The sequence below is a fragment of the Pseudomonas sp. NUPR-002 genome (assembly GCF_056322725.1).
The window spans coordinates 5,456,374-5,478,633 of sequence record NZ_CM150476.1 but is presented as its reverse complement, the minus strand read 5'-3'; the positions used below and the strand labels follow the sequence as shown (position 1 = coordinate 5,478,633).

The 22,260-nt window shown below is 59.3% G+C and carries 19 protein-coding genes and 1 pseudogene; 17 read left to right on the top strand and 3 right to left on the bottom strand.

Annotated elements, in window-relative coordinates; all coding sequences use genetic code 11:
• The first annotated feature begins 652 nt into the window (after positions 1-652).
• The 7 genes from ACVWSC_RS25315 to ACVWSC_RS25285 all read left to right on the top strand — a co-directional run bounded on the left by ACVWSC_RS25315 (position 653) and on the right by ACVWSC_RS25285 (position 6,353).
• Entirely contained in the window at positions 653-1,498 is an 846-nt protein-coding gene (locus tag ACVWSC_RS25315) for a transporter substrate-binding domain-containing protein (protein WP_023102005.1), read from the top strand.
• 10 nt (positions 1,499-1,508) lie between these two features.
• Positions 1,509-2,165: an amino acid ABC transporter permease gene (locus ACVWSC_RS25310; RefSeq protein ID WP_023102006.1), complete on the top strand. Its 657-nt coding sequence runs from the start codon at positions 1,509-1,511 to the stop codon at positions 2,163-2,165.
• An 11-nt stretch (positions 2,166-2,176) separates the two neighbouring features.
• Positions 2,177-2,812, top strand: a complete 636-nt coding sequence (locus ACVWSC_RS25305; RefSeq protein ID WP_023102007.1) for an amino acid ABC transporter permease — start codon at positions 2,177-2,179, stop codon at positions 2,810-2,812.
• A 4-nt stretch (positions 2,813-2,816) separates the two neighbouring features.
• On the top strand, positions 2,817-3,623 hold the full coding sequence (locus ACVWSC_RS25300; protein WP_023102008.1) for an amino acid ABC transporter ATP-binding protein: 807 nt from the start codon (positions 2,817-2,819) through the stop codon (positions 3,621-3,623).
• Complete coding sequence (locus ACVWSC_RS25295; RefSeq protein WP_023102009.1) at positions 3,620-4,852, top strand: M20 family metallo-hydrolase; 1,233 nt, start codon at positions 3,620-3,622, stop codon at positions 4,850-4,852. The genes ACVWSC_RS25300 and ACVWSC_RS25295 overlap by 4 nt, the downstream gene beginning before the upstream one ends.
• Before the next feature lie 27 nt (positions 4,853-4,879).
• Complete coding sequence (locus tag ACVWSC_RS25290) at positions 4,880-5,593, top strand: DUF1989 domain-containing protein (RefSeq protein ID WP_023102010.1); 714 nt, start codon at positions 4,880-4,882, stop codon at positions 5,591-5,593.
• A gap of 151 nt (positions 5,594-5,744) precedes the next feature.
• Positions 5,745-6,353 (top strand): cupin domain-containing protein, encoded by a 609-nt coding sequence (locus ACVWSC_RS25285; RefSeq protein ID WP_023102011.1) that lies wholly within the window; start codon positions 5,745-5,747, stop codon positions 6,351-6,353.
• 364 nt (positions 6,354-6,717) lie between these two features.
• On the opposite strand, the gene ACVWSC_RS25280 is transcribed toward ACVWSC_RS25285, so the two are convergent.
• Positions 6,718-7,281, bottom strand: coding sequence for a hypothetical protein (locus ACVWSC_RS25280; protein ID WP_442109869.1), 564 nt, complete (start codon positions 7,279-7,281; stop codon positions 6,718-6,720).
• A gap of 72 nt (positions 7,282-7,353) precedes the next feature.
• Here ACVWSC_RS25280 and ACVWSC_RS25275 point away from each other — a divergent pair, with 72 nt between their 5' ends.
• From ACVWSC_RS25275 to ACVWSC_RS25230, 10 genes are all read left to right on the top strand, one after another.
• Positions 7,354-8,316, top strand: a complete 963-nt coding sequence (locus tag ACVWSC_RS25275) for an IS30-like element ISPsme1 family transposase (RefSeq protein ID WP_442107591.1) — start codon at positions 7,354-7,356, stop codon at positions 8,314-8,316.
• Positions 8,317-9,232: 916 nt separating this feature from the next.
• Complete coding sequence (rfbD, locus tag ACVWSC_RS25270) at positions 9,233-10,144, top strand: dTDP-4-dehydrorhamnose reductase (RefSeq protein WP_017244580.1); 912 nt, start codon at positions 9,233-9,235, stop codon at positions 10,142-10,144.
• 580 nt (positions 10,145-10,724) lie between these two features.
• A complete protein-coding gene (locus tag ACVWSC_RS25265) occupies positions 10,725-12,263 on the top strand; it encodes an MBOAT family O-acyltransferase (RefSeq protein WP_017244581.1) in 1,539 nt (512 codons plus the stop codon).
• A gap of 21 nt (positions 12,264-12,284) precedes the next feature.
• Positions 12,285-14,186, top strand: coding sequence for an HAD-IIIC family phosphatase (locus tag ACVWSC_RS25260; RefSeq protein WP_023102014.1), 1,902 nt, complete (start codon positions 12,285-12,287; stop codon positions 14,184-14,186).
• Entirely contained in the window at positions 14,183-14,431 is a 249-nt protein-coding gene (locus ACVWSC_RS25255) for an acyl carrier protein (RefSeq protein ID WP_008567163.1), read from the top strand. Before ACVWSC_RS25260 ends, ACVWSC_RS25255 begins: the two co-directional genes overlap by 4 nt.
• A 3-nt stretch (positions 14,432-14,434) precedes the next feature.
• Complete coding sequence (locus ACVWSC_RS25250; protein WP_008567162.1) at positions 14,435-15,499, top strand: hypothetical protein; 1,065 nt, start codon at positions 14,435-14,437, stop codon at positions 15,497-15,499.
• A 346-nt stretch (positions 15,500-15,845) separates the two neighbouring features.
• Positions 15,846-17,333, top strand: a complete 1,488-nt coding sequence (locus ACVWSC_RS25245) for a SulP family inorganic anion transporter (RefSeq protein WP_008567161.1) — start codon at positions 15,846-15,848, stop codon at positions 17,331-17,333.
• 13 nt (positions 17,334-17,346) lie between these two features.
• Positions 17,347-18,198: a universal stress protein gene (locus ACVWSC_RS25240; protein ID WP_017244583.1), complete on the top strand. Its 852-nt coding sequence runs from the start codon at positions 17,347-17,349 to the stop codon at positions 18,196-18,198.
• 6 nt (positions 18,199-18,204) lie between these two features.
• Positions 18,205-18,558 carry a TraR/DksA family transcriptional regulator gene (locus ACVWSC_RS25235; protein ID WP_014597086.1) on the top strand — a complete coding sequence of 118 codons (354 nt, stop codon included), beginning with the start codon at positions 18,205-18,207 and terminating at the stop codon, positions 18,556-18,558.
• Positions 18,559-18,596: 38 nt separating this feature from the next.
• The gene (locus ACVWSC_RS25230; protein ID WP_023102015.1) at positions 18,597-19,559 is read left to right on the top strand and encodes an SdiA-regulated domain-containing protein; all 963 of its coding nucleotides are present in this window, start codon (positions 18,597-18,599) and stop codon (positions 19,557-19,559) included.
• Positions 19,560-19,722: 163 nt separating this feature from the next.
• Here the strand turns inward: ACVWSC_RS25230 and ACVWSC_RS25225 are convergent.
• Together ACVWSC_RS25225 and ACVWSC_RS25220 are read right to left on the bottom strand one after the other, a co-directional pair.
• A pseudogene (locus tag ACVWSC_RS25225) lies at positions 19,723-20,277 on the bottom strand (DinB/UmuC family translesion DNA polymerase); the annotation flags it as partial.
• 398 nt (positions 20,278-20,675) lie between these two features.
• Positions 20,676-22,106 (bottom strand): IS1182-like element ISPa7 family transposase, encoded by a 1,431-nt coding sequence (locus ACVWSC_RS25220; protein WP_023098450.1) that lies wholly within the window; start codon positions 22,104-22,106, stop codon positions 20,676-20,678.
• Between the last annotated feature and the right edge of the window lie 154 nt (positions 22,107-22,260).

Below are 22,260 nucleotides of genomic sequence, written 5' to 3'. Positions count from 1 at the left end.
CAGCTGCATTGGTGAGGTTCGCGCAGCTGCAGGCTAACCGATTCAATCCTGAGCCAAGGGTCGCTTCAGACCTATTGCAACCAACTGCCATGGACGGAGACATTGTTCGGTGGCCGTCAGCTCCTGACCTTTTACGCTGCCTGCTACAGGCCGCTTTTGGCCGATAGCAGCCGACCAGCAGTGTCTCTTTTCGGCAGCTGGCGGACGCGATAATTGAGCACCCGGCATCAGACCCCATTACCACTCCAACTATTACGCGCCTTATATATTGGCCTCTGACGGAGTGAATCTGGAAGCCGTTTGCCATCTACCGGCTTAAACGCCGGGGTCTGTACCCGCCCCAACTGGACCACTGCTAGGGCAACCTTCATCGATCTGGTCCTGCATCGCTAGAGCTTAGATGATGGACGCCCTGGCTCACGGTTGAGACCGGCCGCAAGGCGTGCTGATGATCGAGACCAGACGACACTTTCGGCGAGCACCATCGCGGCCCATCTAATCTCCCATCTGCTCACCAATGGTGCGCAATGATCTTCGCTCAGCCCATTTTTCCCATCCGGCAACCTGTCCACAGGCTGGCACGATTCATGCTCATGTACATTTATTCAAGTTGCTTGAATAAATATCCATCTCTTCAAGAAGAGGTCTCGCCATGCAACGCCGTGCCGTGAAAAACCTGACATTTGCCCTGGCCACTCTGCTCGCCAGCTCCCTGGCCCACGCCGACGACCTGCTGCAACGCGTCCAGCAGAAGAAGCAAATTACCATCGCCACCGAAGCCCGCTTCGCACCGTTCGAATCGGTGGAGAACGGCAAGATCGTCGGCTATGGCGCTGATCTGATGACCTACGTGCTCAAGGATCTGCCGGAGGTCAAGGTCAAGCAACTCGACCTACCCTTCCAAGGCATTTTGCCGGGTCTGGATACAGGCAAGTTCGATTTCGTGGTGACCTCTGTGACCGTCAACAAGGCGCGCTTCGAACAATTCGCCTTCACCGTGCCGATCGCCGAGTCCACCGTTGCACTGCTCAAGCGTGGCAATGACGACTCGATCAGCAGCCTGAACGATCTCAACGGCAAGGTGGTCGGTTCGCAGAGCGGCTCCGGCCAATTGCAGGTTCTGCAGGCCTATGACCAGAAACTCAAGGACGCCGGCCAGCCTGGCCTCAAGGCCATTCGTGAGTACGTCAGCTTCGACGAGGCGTACGCCGATCTAGCGCTGGGCCGCCTGGATGGCGTTGCCCAGTCGCTGTCCAACCTCGGCCCGCTGATCAAGTCGCGTCCTGGCGTGTTCAGCACGCTCAGCGACATGCTCGGCCCGCAGACCTATTACGGTTGGGTCGGCCGCAAGGATGCCGACAGCGCCAGCCTGGTCAAACTGTTCAGCGACGGTATCGCCCGTGCTAACCGTGACGGCACCATGAAGGCCCTGCAGGAAAAATGGTTCGGCTTCACCATGGATGTGCCGGCCGACGCCATGCCCGAGCCGAGCATCTGAGTCGCTGACCATGGATGACTTCGGCGTTCGCTTCGCACTCTACTGGCCTGCTCTGCTCGACGGTGCGCTCACCACACTGTGGCTGTGCCTGGCCGGGATGCTGCTGGGCTTCGTTCTCGGCGTGCTGATCTATCTGCTGGGCAGCAGTCGCAGCCGAGGTTGCGTAGCGTTCGCCAGGGTTTATGTGAGTTTCTTCCGTGGCACGCCGATGTTGGCGCAGTTGCTGCTGCTCTTCTATTTGCCTGCCGGGCTGGGCATGGACGTGCCGGCGCTGGTCGCCGCCGGTCTGGCATTGGCCCTGAATACTGGGGCCTACCAATCGCAAATCCTGCGTAGCGGTTTCGCTGCTATCCCGGCAGGGCAGCTGGAGGCCGCTGCGGTGTTCAGCATCGGTCGCTGGCGCACGCTGCTGCACATCCAGTTGCCGCAAGTGGTACGTCTGACCCTGCCGGCGCTGATTTCCGAGCTGATCGATGTGATCAAGGTGTCGGCAGTGGTCTCGGTGATCTCCATCACCGACCTGATGCGGGTCAGCCAGCAACTGGTTTCGCAGACTTACCGCCCGCTGGAGGTATATCTCGTCGCCGCACTGTTCTACCTGGCGCTGACCAGCCTGCTGGCTCTGCTCGGGCGCCAGCTGGAGCGTCGCTGGCAGGCGCGCAGCTGATGGAGAACTGGATGAATCACCTTCCCGATTTCGGCCATGCGCTGCTGGTCACCCTTGGCATCAGTTTTTCCGGTGCGGCGCTGGGCCTGCTGCTGGGCTTTACCCTCAACGCGTTGCGCCTGGCGGTACCTGGCTTCATTGCTGTGTATCGGTTGTATGTCTGGCTGGTGCGCGGCACACCGTTCCTCGCGCAACTGTTGCTGATCTACTTCGGTCTGCCAGTGCTTGGTGTGACCCTGGACGCCATCGAGGCCAGCATTCTTGCACTGTGCCTCTACAGCGCGGCCTATTTCGCCGAGTTGCTTCGTTCGGCCTGGGCCAGCGTGCCGATTGGTCAGCTAGAGGCCGCGCAGGTGCATGGTCTGAGCGGCATCCAGACCTTCTGGCACATTCAGACGCCCCAGGCGCTGGCGTTCGCGCTGCCGCTTTTGGGCAATCAGGTGATCCTGACCATCAAGGAAAGCGCGGTGGCGTCGATCATTACCGTGCCGGAGCTGACCATGACCGCCGGACAGATCGTGTCCAACACCTTTTCCTATGTCGTGCCCTACGTGCTGCTGGTGCTTTCGTACTGGCTGCTGACGCTGCTGGTGGGTTTCGCCGCCGCTGCGCTCGGCCGTCGCGCAACGCGCTACCTGCGAGGATGACCCGATGAGCAACCTGCCCCTTCTTGAACTGCGCGGCGTGGGCAAGTCCTACGGCGCCAATACCGTACTGCAGCGCTTCGACCTCAGTGTCCGGGCTGGTGAGATCGTCTCGCTCATCGGCCCCTCCGGCTCCGGCAAGACCACTGCCCTGCGCTGCATGAATTTCCTCGAAGCCTATGACCAGGGCGAGGTATGGATCGATGGCCAGCTGCTTGGTTACAGCGGCCCCGGACGGCGCCCAACCGACCAAGACAGCGCCGCCATCATCGCCGAGGTACGTCGACCGCTGGCCATGGTGTTTCAGCAATTCAATCTCTGGCCGCACATGACGGTGCTCGAAAACGTCATGGCGCCGTTGCTGCTGGGCAAGCGTCTGAACCGAACCGACGCGCGCTCGCTGGCCGAGGCCGCTCTGCAAAGGGTTGGCCTGGCAGCCAAGATTGGCGCCTATCCGGCACGACTGTCCGGTGGGCAGCAACAGCGCGTCGGTATCGCCCGGGCGCTGGCGGTCAAGCCTCGCCTAATGCTGCTCGACGAGCCGACGTCGGCGCTTGATCCGGAATTGGTAGAAGAGGTACTGCAGGTAATTCGCGGCCTGGCCAGCGACGGCATGACCATGGTCATGGTAACCCACGAGATGAGTTTCGCCGCACAGATATCCAGCCAGGTGGTGTTCATGGAAGCTGGGCAGATCGTCGAAACCGGTGCGCCGGCGACGATGTTCCAGGCACCCGCCACCGACCGCCTGAGGCAGTTCCTCAAACCCTGGTTCAACCGCAGCCTGACGCCACGCCAGGAGATGTGCCAATGAATGCCGAACGGGTGATGGCGGCGGTGCGTGCCGAGCGTCTGCATGGCCTGCTCGATACCCTGGCCGGGTTCGGCGCGTTACAGGCCGGCGGGATGAATCGCCAAGCGCTTTCCGCAGAAGATTTCGAGGCGCGTGCCTGGCTGATCGGCGAGGCGCAGCGTATCGGTTGCCGCGTATGGACGGATGCCTGCGCCAATCTGTTCATCCGCCTCGACGGCCTGGAGGATCTGCCGCCAGTGATGACCGGCAGCCATATCGATACCCAGCCCAGCGGTGGTCATCTGGACGGCTGCTACGGCGTGATGGCCGGTCTGGAGTGCCTGCTGGCGCTGCACGATCAGGGCTTGCGCACGCGCCGCCCCATCGAATTGGTGGTGTGGACGAACGAAGAGGGAAGTCGTTTCAGCCCCGGAGCCATGGGCTCCAGCGCCTTCGTCGAACCGACCCGCATGGCTGCCTATCGAGACAGCCTGGATGCTTCGGGCGTCAGTGTCGGTGAGGCTCTGGACGAGCATGCCCGACGTTTCGCCGGGCTACCGCTGCGCGACAGGATCGCCGCGCATGCTTTCATCGAACTGCATATCGAACAGGGGCCGGTGCTGGAACGCGCGGGTGTGCCGCTTGGCGTGGTATCCGGCATTCAGGGTGTGCGCTGGTACCAGGTCCGCTGCCATGGGGCCTCCGCCCATGCCGGCACCACGCCGATGGACATGCGTCAGGATGCGATGCTGCTGGCTACCGGCTGCCTGCCAGCCATCGACGCCCTGGCCGAGCGCCTGGCGGGCACCGACAAGCGCCTGACCTTCGGACGCTGGCACGTGCTGCCCAACTCGATCAACACAATAGCCGGAGAGGTGACTTTCAGCATCGACTTCCGGCACGCCGACAGTGCCGTGCTGGACGCCTTCGACGCGGCGCTGGCCGATTGCCTGCCCGCGCAGGCCGAACTGCAGATGCTCTTTAGTCATCCGCCAGTGGCGTTCGATGCAGCTGTCGTCGACGTGCTTCAGCAGGCCGCCGACGCCACTGGCGAAGCATCCCTGAGCCTGCGCTCGGGCGCCTTTCACGATGCCATGTACCTGGCGACGCATTGCCCGACCGGCATGCTATTCGTGCCGAGCCGCGACGGCATCAGCCACAACCCCAAGGAATACACCGAACCTTCCCAGCTCGAAGTCGGCGCCCGTGCGCTGGCCTGGAGCCTCGTCCAACTGGCTGAACAAGCCTGACCTGTCCTTGCCCACCTAGGAGCGACCATGAGCCATTCGAACCACGCCCACGATTACCCCGCCTGCTGCCAGCTCGACAACGGCGCCTCGCTGGGCACCAACGCCACCCTCAACGAGCCGCTGTCGGCCGACGGTACGCCGGAACTCGGCAAGACATACACCGTGCCGGCACGCTGCGGCCGTGCCGTGCGCTTGAAGGCGGGTGAGGTCATCAAGATCATCAACACCCACGGCACCCAGGTGTGCGACACCTGGCTGTTCAATGCCAAAGACCTCAGTGAATTTCTCTCCATGGAACATGCCCGCGCGCATATCGACCGAATCATTCCGAAGGCGGGTGACGAGCTGTTCAGCAACCGCCGCCGGTCCATCGGCACGCTGCTCACCGACACCTCGCCAGGCGTGCACGACACCCTGATCGCCGCCTGCGATCTGCATCGCTACACCAACCTCGGTGTTGAGGGTTACCACGATAGCTGCGCCGACAATATGCGCCTGGCCTTGCAGGCCATCGGTTTGCGTGCCCGCGAAGTCCCTCAGCCATTCAACCTGTGGATGAACATTCCGGTCAATTCGGACTACAGCATCGAGTGGCTGCCTCCGGTATCCAAGGCCGGTGACTACGTGGAGATCCAGGCAGCTATAGACTGCGTGGTGGTCATGTCGGCCTGCCCACAGGACATCGTGCCGATCAACGACCTGAATCCGGTGGAAGTGCACTTTGTGGTCAGTGCCGGCTAATCGGCTGGCAGGTTTGAGCCCTCTGGCACGGGCTTGGCTTGACGGCTAGCAGTGGCGGTGAGGTGGGCACGGCTTAAACTTCGCGCCCGCCTTGGACGATACTGCGCCGCTCATGGCTGCTCCCCTTCGTCACTCATTGATTGAGATGCGCATGCGTAAACCCAGTCCTACCCCTTCTTTCAAGGCTCACCACACCGACGGTCTGCCCAGCCTGGGCATGCGCCTGCGCCATGCACGCAAGGTTGCCGGGCTGACCCTCAAGCAGGTGGCCGTCGCCGCCAGCTGCTCGGAGAGTCTGATCTCCAAGCTGGAGAACGATGCTGCGTCACCTTCGCTGGCGATGCTTCACCGCCTGGCAGGGGCCCTGGGTAGCAACGTGTCGACACTTACATCGGAGGAGTGGGTATCCGATGAGCCGGTGCTGCGTGCTGGAGACAGGCCGGTGAAGCGTTTCGTCAAACGCAACAAGGATGGCGAGATCGGTCTGGAGCGCATCACCCATCTGCAGAAGGGCGGCCTGCTGCAGGGCAATATCCATATTGTGGCTCCAGGGGTGGCCAGCGATGGTCTGATTGAGCATCCCGGCGAGGAAATGGGTTACGTACTCACGGGCAGTATCGAGCTTACTATCGGTGAGCACACCTACAGCCTGACGGCGGGCGATGCTTTTCATTTCCCCAGCAACCTACCCCATGGTTACCGAAACGGTGGCGATAGCGAAGCGCGTATTCTCTGGGTCAATACCCCAGTTACGTTCTGATCGTGTGTCCCTCTGCCTGCCAGGAAATGGCGCAACGAGCTGCCAGCCAGGCGCTACTCGCCAAGAGGCCGCGGCAGATGCCCTCTCTAGCGTCCAGTCAGCGCCCTACGAGACAACGGGAACCGTTGCCGTCCAGCCATCTCCGGTCGAGTCAGTTGATGCATTGGAAGCCGCAGCTAACACCGTAGCGAACCTTGACAGTCAAGTGGGACTGCCATCTAAAGCCCGCTTTTGGCCGATTTCCGCCCTTGGTGAGCGGCAGTTTAGAGTTGATTTACACCTGTCAGGCTTGGCCAGTGGACTGGTCACGTCCGATGCAAGCGACTGGTCAAGTCGAATGCAAATGGGTGGTCAATTACGCTCTTTAGCTGATATGGCGATGGAAGTATTGAATGTTTTCACTCAGCGCGCGATCTACAGCCACGCAGCGAGCATCCACCCAATCTTGCTCATTATTCGCTGCAGACCAATCACGTGTTTGGTCTAGTAGCTTTACAGTCCAAGTCATGTTGAAGCCTTTGAATTTTCCTTGCTGAACTACCTTGCGCAATTCGTCAAAGAAATAAAAAACGACTAAACGCCCTACCACGGCATAGCAACCCAAAACAGACAGCGAAGCGTTTTGAGTAATATGGGCAAAGTTATTTTCCACGTCAGCCTTTTTGCTGCATTCGTGGCCATAGACCTCTTTGATATAGTCGAGTGCAGCAGTGAACACCTCCCACTTAGTCGTATCATCTGTGATGACAGAGCCAACCTGACGGCTCAATGCCAACGGATCAAAAGTCTTGGCCGGTGCGGTCCGGTGCGCGGGAGGAGCTAAGGTATAAGTAGCTTGCGGCTGGGCTTCTCTAATACGCAGAACATCATTCGCAGCCTGTCTTGCAGCGCCCTTTGTTTCTGGCCTGAATTCATAGAATAAGTGCAACGTTTGAAACGATAGGCAGAGAGTCAGCCACCGGTAGAATCCAGGCTCTCACACCGAAGGATTCAAGCGCAGATGACTACGCATTACCGGCAGCTGACTCAGGGCCAACGTTACCAGATTGAGGCCGGTCTGAGCGCCGGAAAAAGCCAGGCAAGCATCGCGAAACAGGTTGGCGTACATCCCTCGACGATCAGTCGTGAGGTTCGCCGCAACAGCTCCCAGAAGACCTACAAAGCGGTTGCTGCGACCCATGAAAGTGATGCCCGTCGAGCGCAGGCGCGCAAGCACTGCAAGCCATTAACGTGGTTCAGCCATTATCTGCCGCTCTGGCTAAAACACGGTATGAGCCCGGAGCAGATTGCTCAGCGCCTGAAGCAAGAGCAGCCGGAGCGCGCGGTCAGTCACGAGTGGATTTATCGGTTTATCGCCACCGACAAACACGCAGGTGGCGAGTTATACAAGTATTTGCGGCACCGCAGGAAGCTGTACCGAAAACGCTACGGAAGCCACGACCGGCGCGGACAGTTGCGTAATCGCGTATCGATAACCGAGCGCCCTGCTGAGGTCGAAGCCCGCGAGCGTCTAGGTGATTGGGAGGGTGACACGGTGCATGGCGTAGGCGGCAATCTGGTCACGCTGGTTGATCGTAAAAGCGGCTACCTGAGCGCCTATCCGGTCAAGCGCAGGACGCGCCGGCAGGTAACGCGGGCGATCAATCTGTTGCTCAAGGGGCATGCTGTTCACACGCTGACGCTGGATAACGGGAAGGAGTTTGCCGGGCATGAACGCATTGCGCATCGGAGCCAGTGCCAAGTCTTTTTTGCAGAACCCTATTCATCCTGGCAGCGAGGCACTAATGAAAATACCAACGGCCTGCTCCGGCAGTATTTTCCCAAGGGCGGCGACTTCAGCAAGCTGACCGTCGAGGCGGTCAGTCGCGTGGTAACGAAGATCAATTTACGCCCGCGAAAACGCCTGGGCTGGAAGACGCCGTACGAAGTTTATGCAGGGGCGAGCGTTGCACTTATGTGTTGAATTCAGGTGGCGAAAACCCAGCGCTATGCTCATAAATATCTAGAAAGCGGATCAGAGCCGTGGCGAGGACGACTCTCGACTCCGAGTCAGGGTGATTGCGAATCCACTTGATTAGGCTCCGAATCCACGCATCCTCTGCACGAAGACCAGTTCGCCTCATCAACTCCCTAGCAAACAGAGCTATTTGGCCATTATCGCCCGGATTGAGGCTCGTAGCATCCGCCCATTTTCCTGCTAGCGAAGCCATGCGGTTGCCAGCCATAAACCATCCAATCACTGCTCACACTCCTTTGCAAACTGGTCATCTCAATTGTTCATCAAACTTGTAGCATACATGGCCTTTTCATCAATCTAGGCAGCAACTGAATAGCCCCTATTTCTGTAGGCGCCTGATGTCCGCTGTTGGCTGCTTCTGGCCGAAAGCTACCGCCCAGCAAGCGACCGCTTCGGTCAAGCAGGTGTCCGATTCAGCCTTCCAAAGGAGCTGCACTGATATTGCAACCAGGTAGTCGCTTGGCATTACTACATGCGCTCACTGATCCGCTATAGCGCCTACCTCACCCCCACATCTTCGATCGCACCAGGAACAGCTTCGCAGTTCAAGCACGGTCTCGCGGGAACCAGAACCATGCGCTGAGCGTCTGATCATGGGTCACTTGATAGAGTCTCTGGCAATGGATAGCCGTCCCTCACACCTCAATTCATTACCTGTCCCATTGGGTCCGCATAATCAATGCAATGGCCTCCTGCATGCTCTGCGATTATGGCTAAAGTATTTTAGATGTCTGTACAGCAAGGTTTTCACACGAATCAGGCGTAGCTGGGAAATGCAGAGCTACGATCTGACGCTAAGTGATTGAACCATCGATTATTTCATCTCATAAAGAACGTTCTTTATTTCTCAAGAGCCCTGAAAGTGAAGATATTAGTCACCGGTTGCAACGGTCAGGTAGGACGCAATCTAGTCGAACAAGGCACCGAGTATGGGTGGAGCATTATCGGCATGTCTAAAGCCGAGCTTGATGTTGGCAACGGCCAGTCTGTCTTGGAGAAGATCGAGCTACTGAAGCCAGACCTTATCGTCAATGCCGCCGCGTTTACCGGCGTCGACGCTGCTGAGACGAGTGTGGAAGCTGCCTATCGAGTTAACCGAGACGGTGCAGGAAACTTGGCACGACACGCTGACAGCCACGGTATTCCAATTTTCCATCTTTCCACCGACTACGTTTTCGACGGGAAGCACAGCCGCCCTTATGTGGAGCACGACAAAACAGCCCCCCTCAGCGTCTATGGTGCGAGTAAACGTGATGGAGAGGCTCAGGTGCAGCAGGTGGAGAAGCACCTGATCTTAAGGACCAGCTGGGTCTATGGGGCATATGGAAGCAACTTCCTGAACACGATGCTGCGTCTGACAGGCGAAAAGGAGCTGCGTATCGTCGATGACCAGGTAGGGTGCCCAACCAGTAGCGAGCGTATCGCTTCGGTCCTGCTTGAACTCGCTCAGCGTTATCAATCAGACGGAAAGCTGCCATGGGGGCTCTATCACTTCAGCGGTCAGTCACATTGCTCCTGGTTCGAGTTTGCTCAAGCCATATTCGATCATGTATCCAGAGCAGGAATTATTGGACGCTCTCCGCGATTGACGCCTATCACAACAGAAGAATATCCAACGCCAGCCAAGCGCCCTGCCTGGTCCGTGCTGGACTGTCGCCTTTTTGAGAGCACATTTGGGATATCGCCGACGCCTTGGCGTGCCGATCTTCAGGCGACCCTCCAATCGTTAAAAGCGGATTCTGATCGGCTGCACATCTCATCGGTTCGCTGTTAACGGCAATCGCTATCGAGAGGCACGGGCGCCAAGCATCACCTGCCGTAAGCCGCTGTCGATGTTGAGCAGCGGCTCGTCGACGGCGCCGCCGTCCTTGCGTTACAACCTCCGCGAATACTAGGGCGCGACTCGACTCTTCTTCGTACTTTATACGCGCGGCCTGAGCCGCTCCCTTCGTCGGAATTTGACCGGCGCTGAACGGTCGCCCGAACACGCCAGTAACTCGTTCGCGCTCAAATTTTCCGAGCCTTGAAAAATGCCGGGAACGTTCCCGACCGACGGAAATGGGCTGCAGGCCGCGTCCGCCGGGGCTCTTTTGACCTGCGGCAATAAAACGCTCGGCGGTGCAACAAACGCTGAAACTTTTTTTTACACCGTCACGTCCGAGTCATAGGAGCTCAGGGGTAGCCGGCCAAGGTGGCCGTAACCCGAGCGAGCACCCACTGAGGGACCGAGGATGTCGCAAAGCCGACCAGGATGGATTGTCGGTGGCGTGGCGCTAGGACTTTATGGATGACTCGCCCCGCCTTGCCGGCGGCCTGGGCAGCGATGCACGTACGCTGAGCAGGGATAGGGAAAGATGCTTTTCAATTCGGTGGAATTCATCGCCGGCTTTCTTCCGGTGGTGCTGATTGGATTCTTCGTGCTAACCGGATCCGGCCGACAGCGGCTCGCGGTGATCTGGCTAACCGTCGTCTCATTGGTGTTCTACGGCTGGTGGAACCCGGTTTACGTACCGCTGCTGGTCGGCAGCATGCTGGTCAACTATCTGCTCGGTGGCTACCTGCGCCGGCACCCCTCACGTCTGGTGCTCGGGCTGGCGGTCGCGGCCAACGTGTTGCTGCTGGTCTACTACAAGTACACCGGCTTTCTGCTCGGCACGCTGGACGCAGCGCTGGATCTCGGTTGGCGGGTGGAAGACATCATCCTGCCGCTGGCGATCTCCTTCTTCACCTTCCAACAGATCGCCTACCTGGTCGATGCCCATGACGGCGTGGTGGAAGAACACGACTTCGCCAACTACTGCCTGTTCATCAGCTTCTTTCCGCAGCTGATCGCCGGACCGATCACCCACCACGCTGAAATGCTTGCGCAGTTCAACGACCGCGACAGCTTCCGCGCGCGCATCGACAACCTGTCGCTGGGCGCCACGGTGTTTCTGCTCGGCCTGTTCAAGAAGGTGGTGATCGCCGACACCCTCGCGCTGAAAGCCACCCCGGTCTTCAGCCTGGCCGCCGACGGCACCATCCCGGCCTTCTACGACGCCTGGACCGGCGCGCTGACCTACACACTGCAGATCTACTTCGACTTCTCCGGCTACAGCGACATGGCCATCGGGCTGGCGCTGCTGTTCGGCATCAGCCTGCCGGCGAACTTCAACAGCCCGTTCAAGGCGCGCAACGTCATCGACTACTGGTCGCGCTGGCACATGACGCTGACGCGTTTCCTCACCGCCTACATCTACAACCCCATCGTGCTGCGCGTGACCCGCGCGCGCATGGCGGCCGGCAAGCCTCAGCCGCGGCGGGGCAAGATGACCGCCGGCACTTTCTTTGCGCTGGTCGCCTACCCCACCGTCTTCACCATGTTCATTTCCGGCATCTGGCACGGCGCCGGCTGGCACTTCGTCGCCTTCGGCCTGCTGCACGGCTTCTATCTGGTGGTCGCCCACGGCTGGCGTGCCTGGAAGGCGCGTCAGGGCTGGAAGCTGGACAGCGACATCTGGTGGCACAAGGCCGCGGCCGTCGCGCTGACCTTTGGCTGCGTGGTGGTGGCGATGGTGTTCTTCCGCGCCAGCGACGTGCCGACCGCCATGGCGATCCTTGCCGGCATGCTCGGCCTGAGCCCGACCAGCACGGCGATGGATCGCTCCGACTTCGTCTATATCGCCGCGTTGCTGGTCTTCGTCTGGGGCATGCCCAACGTGCAGCAGTGGATGGGCCATTTCCGCACCGCGCTCAACTTCCAGCCCCAGCCGCACTGGACCGAACGGCTGCTGCCGGTCAGCGCCTGGCGGCCGACGGCGATCCACGGCATGGCCGTAGGCGTCCTCGGTTTCTTCGCCCTGGCGATCGCCTTCTCCATGGCACCGACGGAGTTCCTCTACTTCCAGTTCTGACCACGACAAGGAGTCCCAGGTATGCAACAGCTCTCCTGGCTGCCGACACACCCGGATCTGTCCGGCGCCATCGGCCAAGCCAAACGCATCGAAGATCCGCTGCAGCGGCTGCATGAAGCCGTCAAGCTGGCCGCTCATCAACGGGATTTCACCCTCACCGCGCGACTGGACAAGCTGGCTGCCGCCGGCATCGAGCAGCACGCCGCGGCGGCACGCCTGACGCCACTGCGGGTGGCATTGCTGTCCTCGCATACGGTCGATCACCTGCTGCCGGCCATCCGCGTGGCCGGTCTGCAGCGGCGGCTGGCGCTGTCGTTGCACGTTGCGCCCTACGGCATGTATCGCCAGGCGCTGCTGGCCGATGACCCGGCGCTGAACGCCTTCGCCCCGCAACTGGTGGTGCTGGCGCTGGACGCCCATGACGCGCCGCTGCAACTGCCCCTGCAGGCAAGCCAGGCGGAGGTGGATGCCGCCGTGGCGGAGCGCGTCGATGAGCTGCGCCTGCTCTGGCGCCGGGCCCGCGAGCGATATGCCGCGCAGGTGGTGCAGCAAACCCTGGTGCCAGTGGCGCCGCCATTGTTCGGCTCTTACGAAGCACTGGTGCCGGCTTCGCCGCGGGCAGTCATCGAACGGTTGAATGCCGCCATCCGAGCCGCTGCCCGCGAGGATGGCGTGCTGCTGCTCGATCTGGCCTGGCACGCAGCCGCTTATGGCGACGGCCTGGGCGAGCCGGTGCGCTGGCATCAGGCCAAGCAGCTGGTCAGCCCGACCCTGGCACCGCTTTATGGCGAGCAGCTGGCACGGATCGCAGCGGCCACTGCCGGGCTGTCGCGCAAATGCCTGGTACTCGATCTGGACAACACCCTCTGGGGCGGTGTGATCGGTGATGACGGCATCGACGGTATCCAGCTCGGCCTGGGCAGCCCCAGTGGCGAGTCGTTTCTCGCCTTCCAGCGTTATGCCGCGCAACTGGCGCGCCGCGGGGTAATTCTTGCGGTGTGCAGCAAGAACGACCTGCACGTTGCCGAAGCAGCCTTTGAACATACCGAGATGGCCCTCAAGCGCAGCGATATCGCAGCATTCGTAGCCAACTGGGAAGACAAGGCCGGCAACCTGCGGCGCATCGCGAGCATGCTCGATATCGGTCTGGATAGCCTGGTGTTCGTCGACGACAACCCCGCCGAGCGCGACATCGTGCGCCGCGAGCTGCCGGAAGTCGCCGTACCGGAACTGCCCGACGATGTCGCCGATTACCCCGCACGCATCGCCGCCGCGGGTTATTTCGAGGCCGTGTCCTTTACCTCCGATGACGCCGAGCGCGGCCGCAGCTATGCGCTGAATGCCGAACGCAAGGCCGCGCTGAATCAGGCCACGGACATGGAAGGCTACCTGCGCGGGCTGCAGATGGTGCTGCGCGTCAGCCACATCGGCGCCACCGAACTGGCCCGAGCCACCCAGCTGATCAACAAGACCAATCAGTTCAACCTCACCACCCGCCGCTATACCGAAGCCGAAGTCGAGCGCATGGCCAGCGATCCGCAAACTATCGCGTTGGCCCTGCGGCTGGAAGACAAGTTCGGCGATAACGGCCTGATCAGCGTGGTGCTGGCGCGACCGGATACAGCCATCGAGGCTGACGAACTGCTGATCGACAGCTGGCTGATGAGCTGCCGCGTGCTGGGGCGTGAAGTCGAGATGGCCGTGCTGGAGGTGCTGGCCGATGCGGCAGCAACTGCCGGCTGGGGTGCACTGGTCGGCGAATACCGCCCCACCGAACGCAACGGCATGGTTGCCGAACACTATCCGCGGCTGGGCTTCGAGCAGCGCCCCGCCCCTGCCGACGCCATCGCCGATGCAAGTTTCTGGCGCTACGAGCTGGCCTCGCGCGCTTCCATCAACCATCACATCCAGGTGCAAGCATGAACGAAAAGGAAATTCTCCAGGCGCTGACCCAGGTCTTCCATGACGTGTTCGACGATGACGATATCGTCCTCACGTCCGAAACCACCGCCGACGACATCGATGGCTGGGACAGCCAGACCCATGTGCTGCTGATCGTGGCCGCCGAGCAACGCTTCGGCATCAAGTTCCGCACCGCCGAACTGGAATCGCTGAAGAACGTTGGCCACTTCGCGCAACTGATCCAGACCAAACTCGGAGGGCGATGAGTCATGGCCAGATCCGTCGATACATGCCCGGACGGCGTTGCCGCCCGGGCCGAAGCAGACCAGCGGCGGATACGTGCCGGCTACCTGCTGGGCATGTTCGCCGGGCTGTTCGGGATGCTCGGCGGCTTTGCCGCCCTGCTCGCCTGGCTCAATCACACCGACAACCTGCCGCCACCGGCCTTCTCCAACAGCCTGTGTGTGGACGAAAAGCTACACTTTCTGCGGCACAACCCCATCGCCGATCCGAACCTGCTGATCGTTGGTTCCTCGGTCGCCTGGCGCCATGTCGATGGCGACGTGCTGATCGAACAGACGCCCGGCTTGCGTCCGCTCAACGGTGCGTTCTGCGGCCTGCACGCCAACCAGTCGACCTATGTCGCCAACTGGCTGCTGGATCGTGAACCGAGCGTCCGCCAAGTGGTGATGATCGTCGATCCGCTGGACTTCGCCGGCTGCTGGAAAGTGCCGGATGCGGTGTTCGACCGCGAGGATGCCGATCACTACGTTTATCAGCGGGCCTCACGCTGGGGTTACTACATGCGCTACTTCTCGCCGCGTTCGCTGTTGCGCAATGCGCAGACGGTCAAGGCGCAGCGGGCCAACGAGATCGAATGGGACCCGCTGGTGTTCACCCGCCATGGCGACGGGCCGCTGGAGCCGCAGGGTGATCGCGGCCTGTTCTACGACAAACCGGACGCGCTGGATGACAGCTGCTTTGTCGCCCTGGGCGAACTGTCGAAACGCCTGAAGAACGAGCAACGCCAGCTGCTGGTGGTTTCCACGCCCCTGCACCCGCAGTGGAAAGCCAAGATCGATGCCGACGGCAGCTTCCTCACCCGTTTCGACGAGAAGCTGACGGCTGCCATCGCAGGCAATGGCGGCGCGCAATACTGGAACGCCGATCGCGAATGGGTCGCTCCACCAGCGGCCTTCGTAGATGCCATCCACCTGCGCTGGTCAGCCGTGCAGGGCTTTTCCGTGGCGCTGGCCGAGCAACTGCGAGCGTGGGATCAGGCCAGACTCCAGAATTCCGTGCTCGCCGGCAACGATGCCTACGGCGAGCCATGATTCTCGGTAATGCTGGATAAGCGAGACCCTATACATGAGGTTCGGCCTTGCCCACCGAGTCGCATCACCATGCGCTCTATGGTATGGTCTGCTGCCTTATTCAGCTCTGACTGTTGAAAATCACTGACAGAATGAACGTTTTGACAATCTCTATCTGGCTGCCTACGCCGCCATAGCGCAACGCCCCCTCCCTTGAATCAGCCTACTGATAGCTGATTCGTCTTGCTGCGCCTGCAGCAATCCGACCATTCGAAAGAATTGTCACTCGATACCTACAACTCGACTCGACACACTCGGCACGCCACTGCGGCACGGTGCCGTTGCGTCCATTGCCTTGGATTTACTGATGCTGCAAACAATCAAGCAAAACTGGCTGACCAATATACGTGGCGACATTCTCGCCGGCCTCGTCGTGGCACTGGCTCTGATCCCGGAGGCCATCGCCTTTTCGATCATCGCCGGAGTTGATCCTAAGGTTGGCCTCTACGCCTCTTTCTGCATCGCTGTGGTTATCGCTTTCGTAGGGGGGCGCCCGGGTATGATTTCGGCCGCCACAGGCGCTATGGCCCTGCTGATGGTCACACTGGTGAAGAACCACGGCCTCGAATATCTCCTTGCTGCCACCTTGCTGTGTGGCGTGCTGCAGATCTTTGCTGGCTACCTGAAACTCGGCTCGCTGATGCGATTCGTCTCACGCTCAGTGGTTACAGGCTTCGTCAATGCTCTGGCAATCCTGATCTTCATGGCGCAGCTGCCCGAACTGACGAACGTCACCTGGCACGTCTATGCAATGACAGCCGCAGGCCTAGGGATCATCTATCTCTTTCCGTATCTCCCGAAGATTGGAAAGCTCATCCCATCGCCCCTGGTATGCATCATCGTGCTGACGGCTGTTGCCATTGCAGTTGGATTGGATATTCGGACTGTAGGTGATATGGGGCAATTGCCCGATACGCTGCCAGTCTTTCTCTGGCCAGACGTGCCGCTGACGTTCGAGACGCTGGTAATCATCTTCCCGTACTCGGCAGCCCTGGCCGTCGTTGGACTACTAGAGTCGATGATGACCGCGACCATTGTGGACGACTTGACCGACACACCCAGCAATAAGAACCGTGAGTGCAAGGGTCAAGGTGTGGCTAACATCGCGTCCGGTCTGATCGGCGGTATGGCTGGTTGCGCGATGATTGGTCAGTCCATCATCAATGTTAAGTCCGGTGGACGTACTCGCCTTTCCTCCTTGGCTGCGGGCGTTTTCCTTTTGCTGATGGTGGTCTTCCTCGGTGATTGGCTGAAGCAAATTCCAATGGCCGCGCTCGTGGCAGTGATGATCATGGTCTCGATCGGTACCTTCAGCTGGGACTCGTTACGCAATCTGAAGAAACACCCATTGTCGACCAACATTGTCATGGTCGTAACCGTGGTGGTCGTGGTCGCAACCCACAACCTGGCCTACGGCGTACTCGCCGGCGTATTGCTAGCCGCGATGTTCTTCGCCAACAAGGTTGGCCATTACATGGATATCGCTTCGTCTTTGGACGAGGCAGGTGAACATCGAAGCTATACCGTCATCGGGCAGGTGTTCTTCAGCTCCGCTGACAAGTTCATCGCTGCATTCGATTTCAAGGAAGCAGTAGACAAGGTAACCATTGATCTGAGCCGTGCTCACTTCTGGGATATCACCGCAGTTGCCGCGCTGGACAAGGTAGTCATCAAGTTCCGCCGTGAGGGGACCGAGGTTGAGGTGCTGGGACTCAACGAAGCGAGCGCCACTATCGTTGACCGCTTTGGCGTGCACGATAAGCCGGACGCCATTGATCAACTAATGGGCCACTAAAAGGAGAACAACAATGACCAATGTAATCGCCTGCATCGACGGTTCCGCTTCGGCTCCAGCGGTTTGCGACTATGCAGCCTGGGCCAGTCGGAGTTTGCAAGCTCCGCTGACCTTTCTGCACGTATTAGATCAACAACAATATCCGGTTGCAGCGAACCTGAGCGGCAATATCGGACTCGGCAGCCGCGAGCATCTCCTCGATGAACTTGCCTCTCTGGATGAACAGCGCAGCAAATTGGCGCTTGAACAAGGGCGAATCATGCTAGCGAACGCCAAAGAGCGCGCGATTGGAAACGGTGTTACCTCACCGGAATCCAAGCAGCGCCACGGCGAGTTGTTGGAAAGCCTCCAGGCATTGGAAGACGAGATACGGTTGCTGGTCATCGGCCGCCAGGGCGAATCCAGCGGTAGTCTGAGTCAGCACGTCGGAAGCCAGCTGGAAAGCGTGATTCGAATCATGCATCGGCCAGTTCTCGTTACTCCGACAGCATTCAAGGAGCCCAAAAGCGCGTTGGTGGCCTTCGATGGCAGCGCTACCACGCGAAAAGGCGTGGAGATGCTGGCGTCCAGCCCTCTGCTCAGGGGGCTGCCAGTCCACATTGTTATGGTCGGATCGGAAAACGAAGAATCGGTATCGCAGCTTGGCTGGGCACAAAAAGCCCTGCTCGACTCAGGGTTCACCGTTCATACCGCGATCCGTAGCGGTGAAGTTGAGCCCACCCTGCATGCCTATCAGAACGAGCATGCCATCGACCTACTTGTGATGGGCGCCTACGGTCATTCCCGTATTCGCCAGTTCCTGGTCGGTAGCACCACAACAAGTATGTTGCGTTCCACCACAAGTCCGCTGCTCCTGCTGCGCTGATTGGTTATGGATAAACCGCTGGATCTCGCCTATTTCAAAGCGCTGCTGGATCGAAAGGCGGCCGAGCTGGAGCGCCTGTTGGAAGGTGCCGAAGCACGGTCGCAATCGGTGGAGCTTGATCAGAGCAAAGTAGGTCGTATTTCGAGAATGGATGCACTCCAACAGCAAGCGATGAACGATGCCATCCGCAGCCGCACGAAGCAGGAACGGGTGCGGCTGCAACTGGCGCTAAAACGCTGGCATGAGGGTGAGTATGGCTGGTGCGCTCAGTGCGGTGAGCCTATTGCTCCGGGCCGCCTGGAGTTCGACCCGGCTGCATCCCTATGTATTAGTTGTGCCAGTCTCGGTGAGTCAGGTTGAAATCTCCGATTCGTCACTCCCATTAATTGAGAATTTGAATGTCGATAGGCAAGAAAAAAGGATCCACTAAAACGCGAAGAACCCACGTCTGGCTGTGGGTGGTGCTGTTCCTAGTAATTTTCGCCATATTTCAAATCCGTACCAAGCATCTTGATGACCGGTTGTATTTTTGGGTAAAGACCTACTGGCACACCGACGACTGGAATGAGAGCTCAGTATGGCTGCCGGCTTATCAGGTCGAGCTGGATGCTAAGCCGGTTCCTGGTGTAGAGAACAACCTTTCCGGACTGACCTTCGACCCTGACCAGAATCTGTTGTGGGCAGTTACCAACGGACCTAATGAACTGCTGGCTCTAAGTCGCGAAGGCGATTTGCTGAGACGCTACAGCCTGGACGGGTTCCATGATGTAGAGGCGGTGTCCTACGTTGGTAACGGCCAGCTGGCAATCGCTGAGGAGCGTCGTCAGAGTCTGGTCATCGTGGATGTGCCCTTGGAAGATAATGGCGAGCTTTCTTCAAATCGCTCGATAAGCCGCGAGAAGTATCCAGCTCTCACCTTGGCGCTGGGCAACCAGGACAACAAAAGTCTTGAGGGGCTTGCGTACGATCTGAAACGAGACCGTTTATTTCTCACGCGGGAGCGTGACCCCCGCCAGCTGCTGGAGGTGAGCGGACTACGTGCAAGTCTTGAAGGCGGCCTTTCCCTTCATGTGCGCGACATGTCGGACTTGGTAAATAGCAAGATTTTCGCGACTGACTTATCTTCGGTCGTGTTCGATCAACGAAGCGGTCATCTACTCCTACTCAGCGACGAGTCGAAGCTGCTGATTGAAATGACGGATGTGGGGAAAGTCGTGAGTTTTCGCTCCTTGGCCACCGGTTTTGCTGGGTTGCAGAAAGGTATTCCCCAGGCAGAGGGTGTAACGACCGACACGGACGGCTATTTATACATCGTCAGCGAACCAAATCTGTTTTACCGATTCACACGGGCGCAAGATTGACTTATAGGAGTAACTCCTCATCGCTGGGCGTTTCTCAACGCTCTTACAAGCTGACAGATTCTATGATTTACAATGGAAGGCAAATCTACCGTTTGGTGGGATTTGATCTGACCTTCGCTTTGGCCGATATCATCCATTGCAAAAACTCGTATCAGCCACTCGCCTAGTTGCACCGCACCACCCACAACTGATCCAGCTTGGTCGTGAAACTTTGGCTCATCATCTCCCGTCGCGTGCCCCAGTCCGGCGCGGTGGTTACGCGGCCGGGCCGGAGGGTGTTGCGGCCCCACTTGGCGTTGATTGCATCGAGCACGCCCATAACCCGCTCCGACGCAGCGGACTGGGTTTGAGCGAATAGATCGTCGGTGTACTCGCCACGCTGGCACAGATCCATTAGCAGGACCTCGGCCTTGCTGAACGAAAAGCCCTCGCGATAGATGTGCTCCAAACCGGCGATCGCCGCCCGGGTGATGTATCGGGTGTCGTCGGTGGGATACGGCAGCTCACACACCACGCCTTTTGCGAACTTGGGCTCGTCGGGATTGAACATGCCGGTACGGATGCTGATTCGGACACGCTTGCACAGTGACTGCTGTGCCCTCAGCTTCTCGCTGGCCCGGGCGGCGTACGCCGCCACTGCCTCCTTGATCGGCTCCAGCTCGCGCAAGCGCTTGCCGAACATCCGCGAGCAGCAGATTTCCTGTTTGGGTGACGCGACCCCGGACTGATTCTCCAGCTTGCCTTTGACCTGGAGCAGCTTCGAACCCATTAAGGCTGGCCTGTATCGCTCCGCAAGGTCTCGCCACACCACTACGTGGACCATGCCGAACTCTTATGTCTGGGAGAATTTCCAGGTGGCAGCCAATGGAAATGGTGGATTACCCAGCCGCCAGGCGCTGCCCGCTTTTTGGCGTAGATTCGACTTATCACTAGCGTCCGCTATTGGCCCAGACCGTGTAAAAACGCAGCAAACGATGACCATCAACTTCCGGGGATTTTCTCAGCGTCTAGGAGGCCGTCGGAGGCCCAATCAGGCGCAATCGATAATTCTGGTTGCTATGGCACTTTCGGCTTCAGTACGCCTGCTGGAGGGCGGTACGAGTCGTAGAACAGGCCTCAGGCCTTCATCGCTGCCATCAGGGCACCGCTGCCCAGCACGTTCAACACGCGTTTGAGATTGTAGGCGAGCACATGCAGGCTCATCTCGGTACTCACTCGGTCGAGAGTCTTGGTGAGGAAGTGGGTGGCGCCCATCCAGCTCTTCAGCGTGCCGAACGGGTGCTCGACCGTCTGACGGCGGATTCGCATCATTTCAGGCGCTTGATCCAGGCGACTCTGCATCGCTTCGAGCACTGCCTCATGCTCCCATCGGCTCACTCGGCGCTCTGAGCTAGGCGTACAGTGCTCTTTCAACGCACAACCCTGGCAATGCGAACTCCAGTAGCGGTGCAGTTTCAGCCCTTTTTCGACGCTTGAGAACCGCCAGATCAGGCTTTGCCCAGCCGGGCATCGATACTCGTTCTTGGCTGCGTCATAGATGAAATCACCTTTGCCGAAGCGACCAGCCGCTGTCGCTCCCGAGGTCAGCGTCTTGGGCACGAAAACGGTGATTCCAGCCTCATGGCACGCCAGGATTTCTTCGCCTTTGAAATACCCTCTGTCTGCGACCGCCGAGAGTTCCTCGACACCCATGGCCTCTCGCGCTTGCTTGGCCATGGAGCTCAGTTGGTCTCGATCGACCCCGTCGTTCGTGACCTCGTGGGTCACGATCAGGTGGTGCTTCGCGTCGACCGCCGCCTGCACGTTGTAGCCGACTATTCCGCTGCCCCGGGTCTTCATTGAGCGGGCATCGGGATCGGTCAGGGAGATCTGTTTATCCGGTGTTTCGTTGAGCTGTACCTCGACTTCCTTGAGCTCCCGCAGCTTAGTTTTCAAGGTCGCAATCTTGTCGTGGAGGCGTTCGGCTTTGACCTGCGCCACGGCCGGTTCCTGGCGATCAGCGGTATCCAGTGCGGTCAGGTAACGGTTGATGCTGGACTCGATCTCCTCCATTCGCCGCTGAAGCTTGGCGCTGGTGAAATTGCGGTCACGGTTGTTGACCGCCTTGAACTTGCTGCCATCAATGGCTACCAGCGCTTCAGAGAACAGGCCAAGTTGCTGGCACAGCACCACGAACTGCCGACAGACGCCGCGGATTGCCTTGCCGTTATCCTTGCGGAAGTTGGCGATGGTCTTGAAGTCCGGCATCAAACGTCCGGTCAGCCACATCAACTCAACGTTGCGCTGACTCTCGCGTTCGAGACGTCGACTGGACTGGATACGGTTGAGGTAACCGTAGATGTAGATCTTCAGCAGGTCAGCAGGATGGTAGGCGGGTCTGCCGGTTTCCGCCGGGACGACACCCTCGAAACCCAGTAGGCCAAGGTCGAGTTCATCGACGAAAACATCGACCACCCGCACCGGGTTGGTGTCCGCCACGTAGTCATCCAAGCTCTCGGGAAGCAGTGTGCTTTGCCCTCGGTGCTCTCCCTGGATAAAGCGCTTCATTGGCGTCCCCCGCTGATTTTGAATCCATCAAATCACAGCAAGGACGATGCCAACGTTTTTACACGGTCTGGGCCGACACGAGTCTGTGGCTTGAGTTAGCTCCTTACGTGAAACTACTCAGGGAATAGACTCAATTTATGGTCGTACCCCTCCT

Coding starts and splice junctions, on each gene's coding strand:
- ACVWSC_RS25275 (WP_442107591.1), top strand. CDS start 7,354: ATGACTACGCATTACCGGCAGCTGACTCAGGGCCAACGTTACCAGATT.
- ACVWSC_RS25250 (WP_008567162.1), top strand. CDS start 14,435: ATGGCCAGATCCGTCGATACATGCCCGGACGGCGTTGCCGCCCGGGCC.
- ACVWSC_RS25285 (WP_023102011.1), top strand. CDS start 5,745: ATGCGTAAACCCAGTCCTACCCCTTCTTTCAAGGCTCACCACACCGAC.
- ACVWSC_RS25220 (WP_023098450.1), bottom strand. CDS start 22,106: ATGAAGCGCTTTATCCAGGGAGAGCACCGAGGGCAAAGCACACTGCTT.
- ACVWSC_RS25245 (WP_008567161.1), top strand. CDS start 15,846: ATGCTGCAAACAATCAAGCAAAACTGGCTGACCAATATACGTGGCGAC.
- ACVWSC_RS25295 (WP_023102009.1), top strand. CDS start 3,620: ATGAATGCCGAACGGGTGATGGCGGCGGTGCGTGCCGAGCGTCTGCAT.
- ACVWSC_RS25230 (WP_023102015.1), top strand. CDS start 18,597: ATGTCGATAGGCAAGAAAAAAGGATCCACTAAAACGCGAAGAACCCAC.
- ACVWSC_RS25255 (WP_008567163.1), top strand. CDS start 14,183: ATGAACGAAAAGGAAATTCTCCAGGCGCTGACCCAGGTCTTCCATGAC.
- ACVWSC_RS25310 (WP_023102006.1), top strand. CDS start 1,509: ATGGATGACTTCGGCGTTCGCTTCGCACTCTACTGGCCTGCTCTGCTC.
- ACVWSC_RS25235 (WP_014597086.1), top strand. CDS start 18,205: ATGGATAAACCGCTGGATCTCGCCTATTTCAAAGCGCTGCTGGATCGA.
- ACVWSC_RS25315 (WP_023102005.1), top strand. CDS start 653: ATGCAACGCCGTGCCGTGAAAAACCTGACATTTGCCCTGGCCACTCTG.
- ACVWSC_RS25300 (WP_023102008.1), top strand. CDS start 2,817: ATGAGCAACCTGCCCCTTCTTGAACTGCGCGGCGTGGGCAAGTCCTAC.
- ACVWSC_RS25305 (WP_023102007.1), top strand. CDS start 2,177: ATGAATCACCTTCCCGATTTCGGCCATGCGCTGCTGGTCACCCTTGGC.
- ACVWSC_RS25265 (WP_017244581.1), top strand. CDS start 10,725: ATGCTTTTCAATTCGGTGGAATTCATCGCCGGCTTTCTTCCGGTGGTG.
- ACVWSC_RS25260 (WP_023102014.1), top strand. CDS start 12,285: ATGCAACAGCTCTCCTGGCTGCCGACACACCCGGATCTGTCCGGCGCC.
- ACVWSC_RS25240 (WP_017244583.1), top strand. CDS start 17,347: ATGACCAATGTAATCGCCTGCATCGACGGTTCCGCTTCGGCTCCAGCG.
- ACVWSC_RS25290 (WP_023102010.1), top strand. CDS start 4,880: ATGAGCCATTCGAACCACGCCCACGATTACCCCGCCTGCTGCCAGCTC.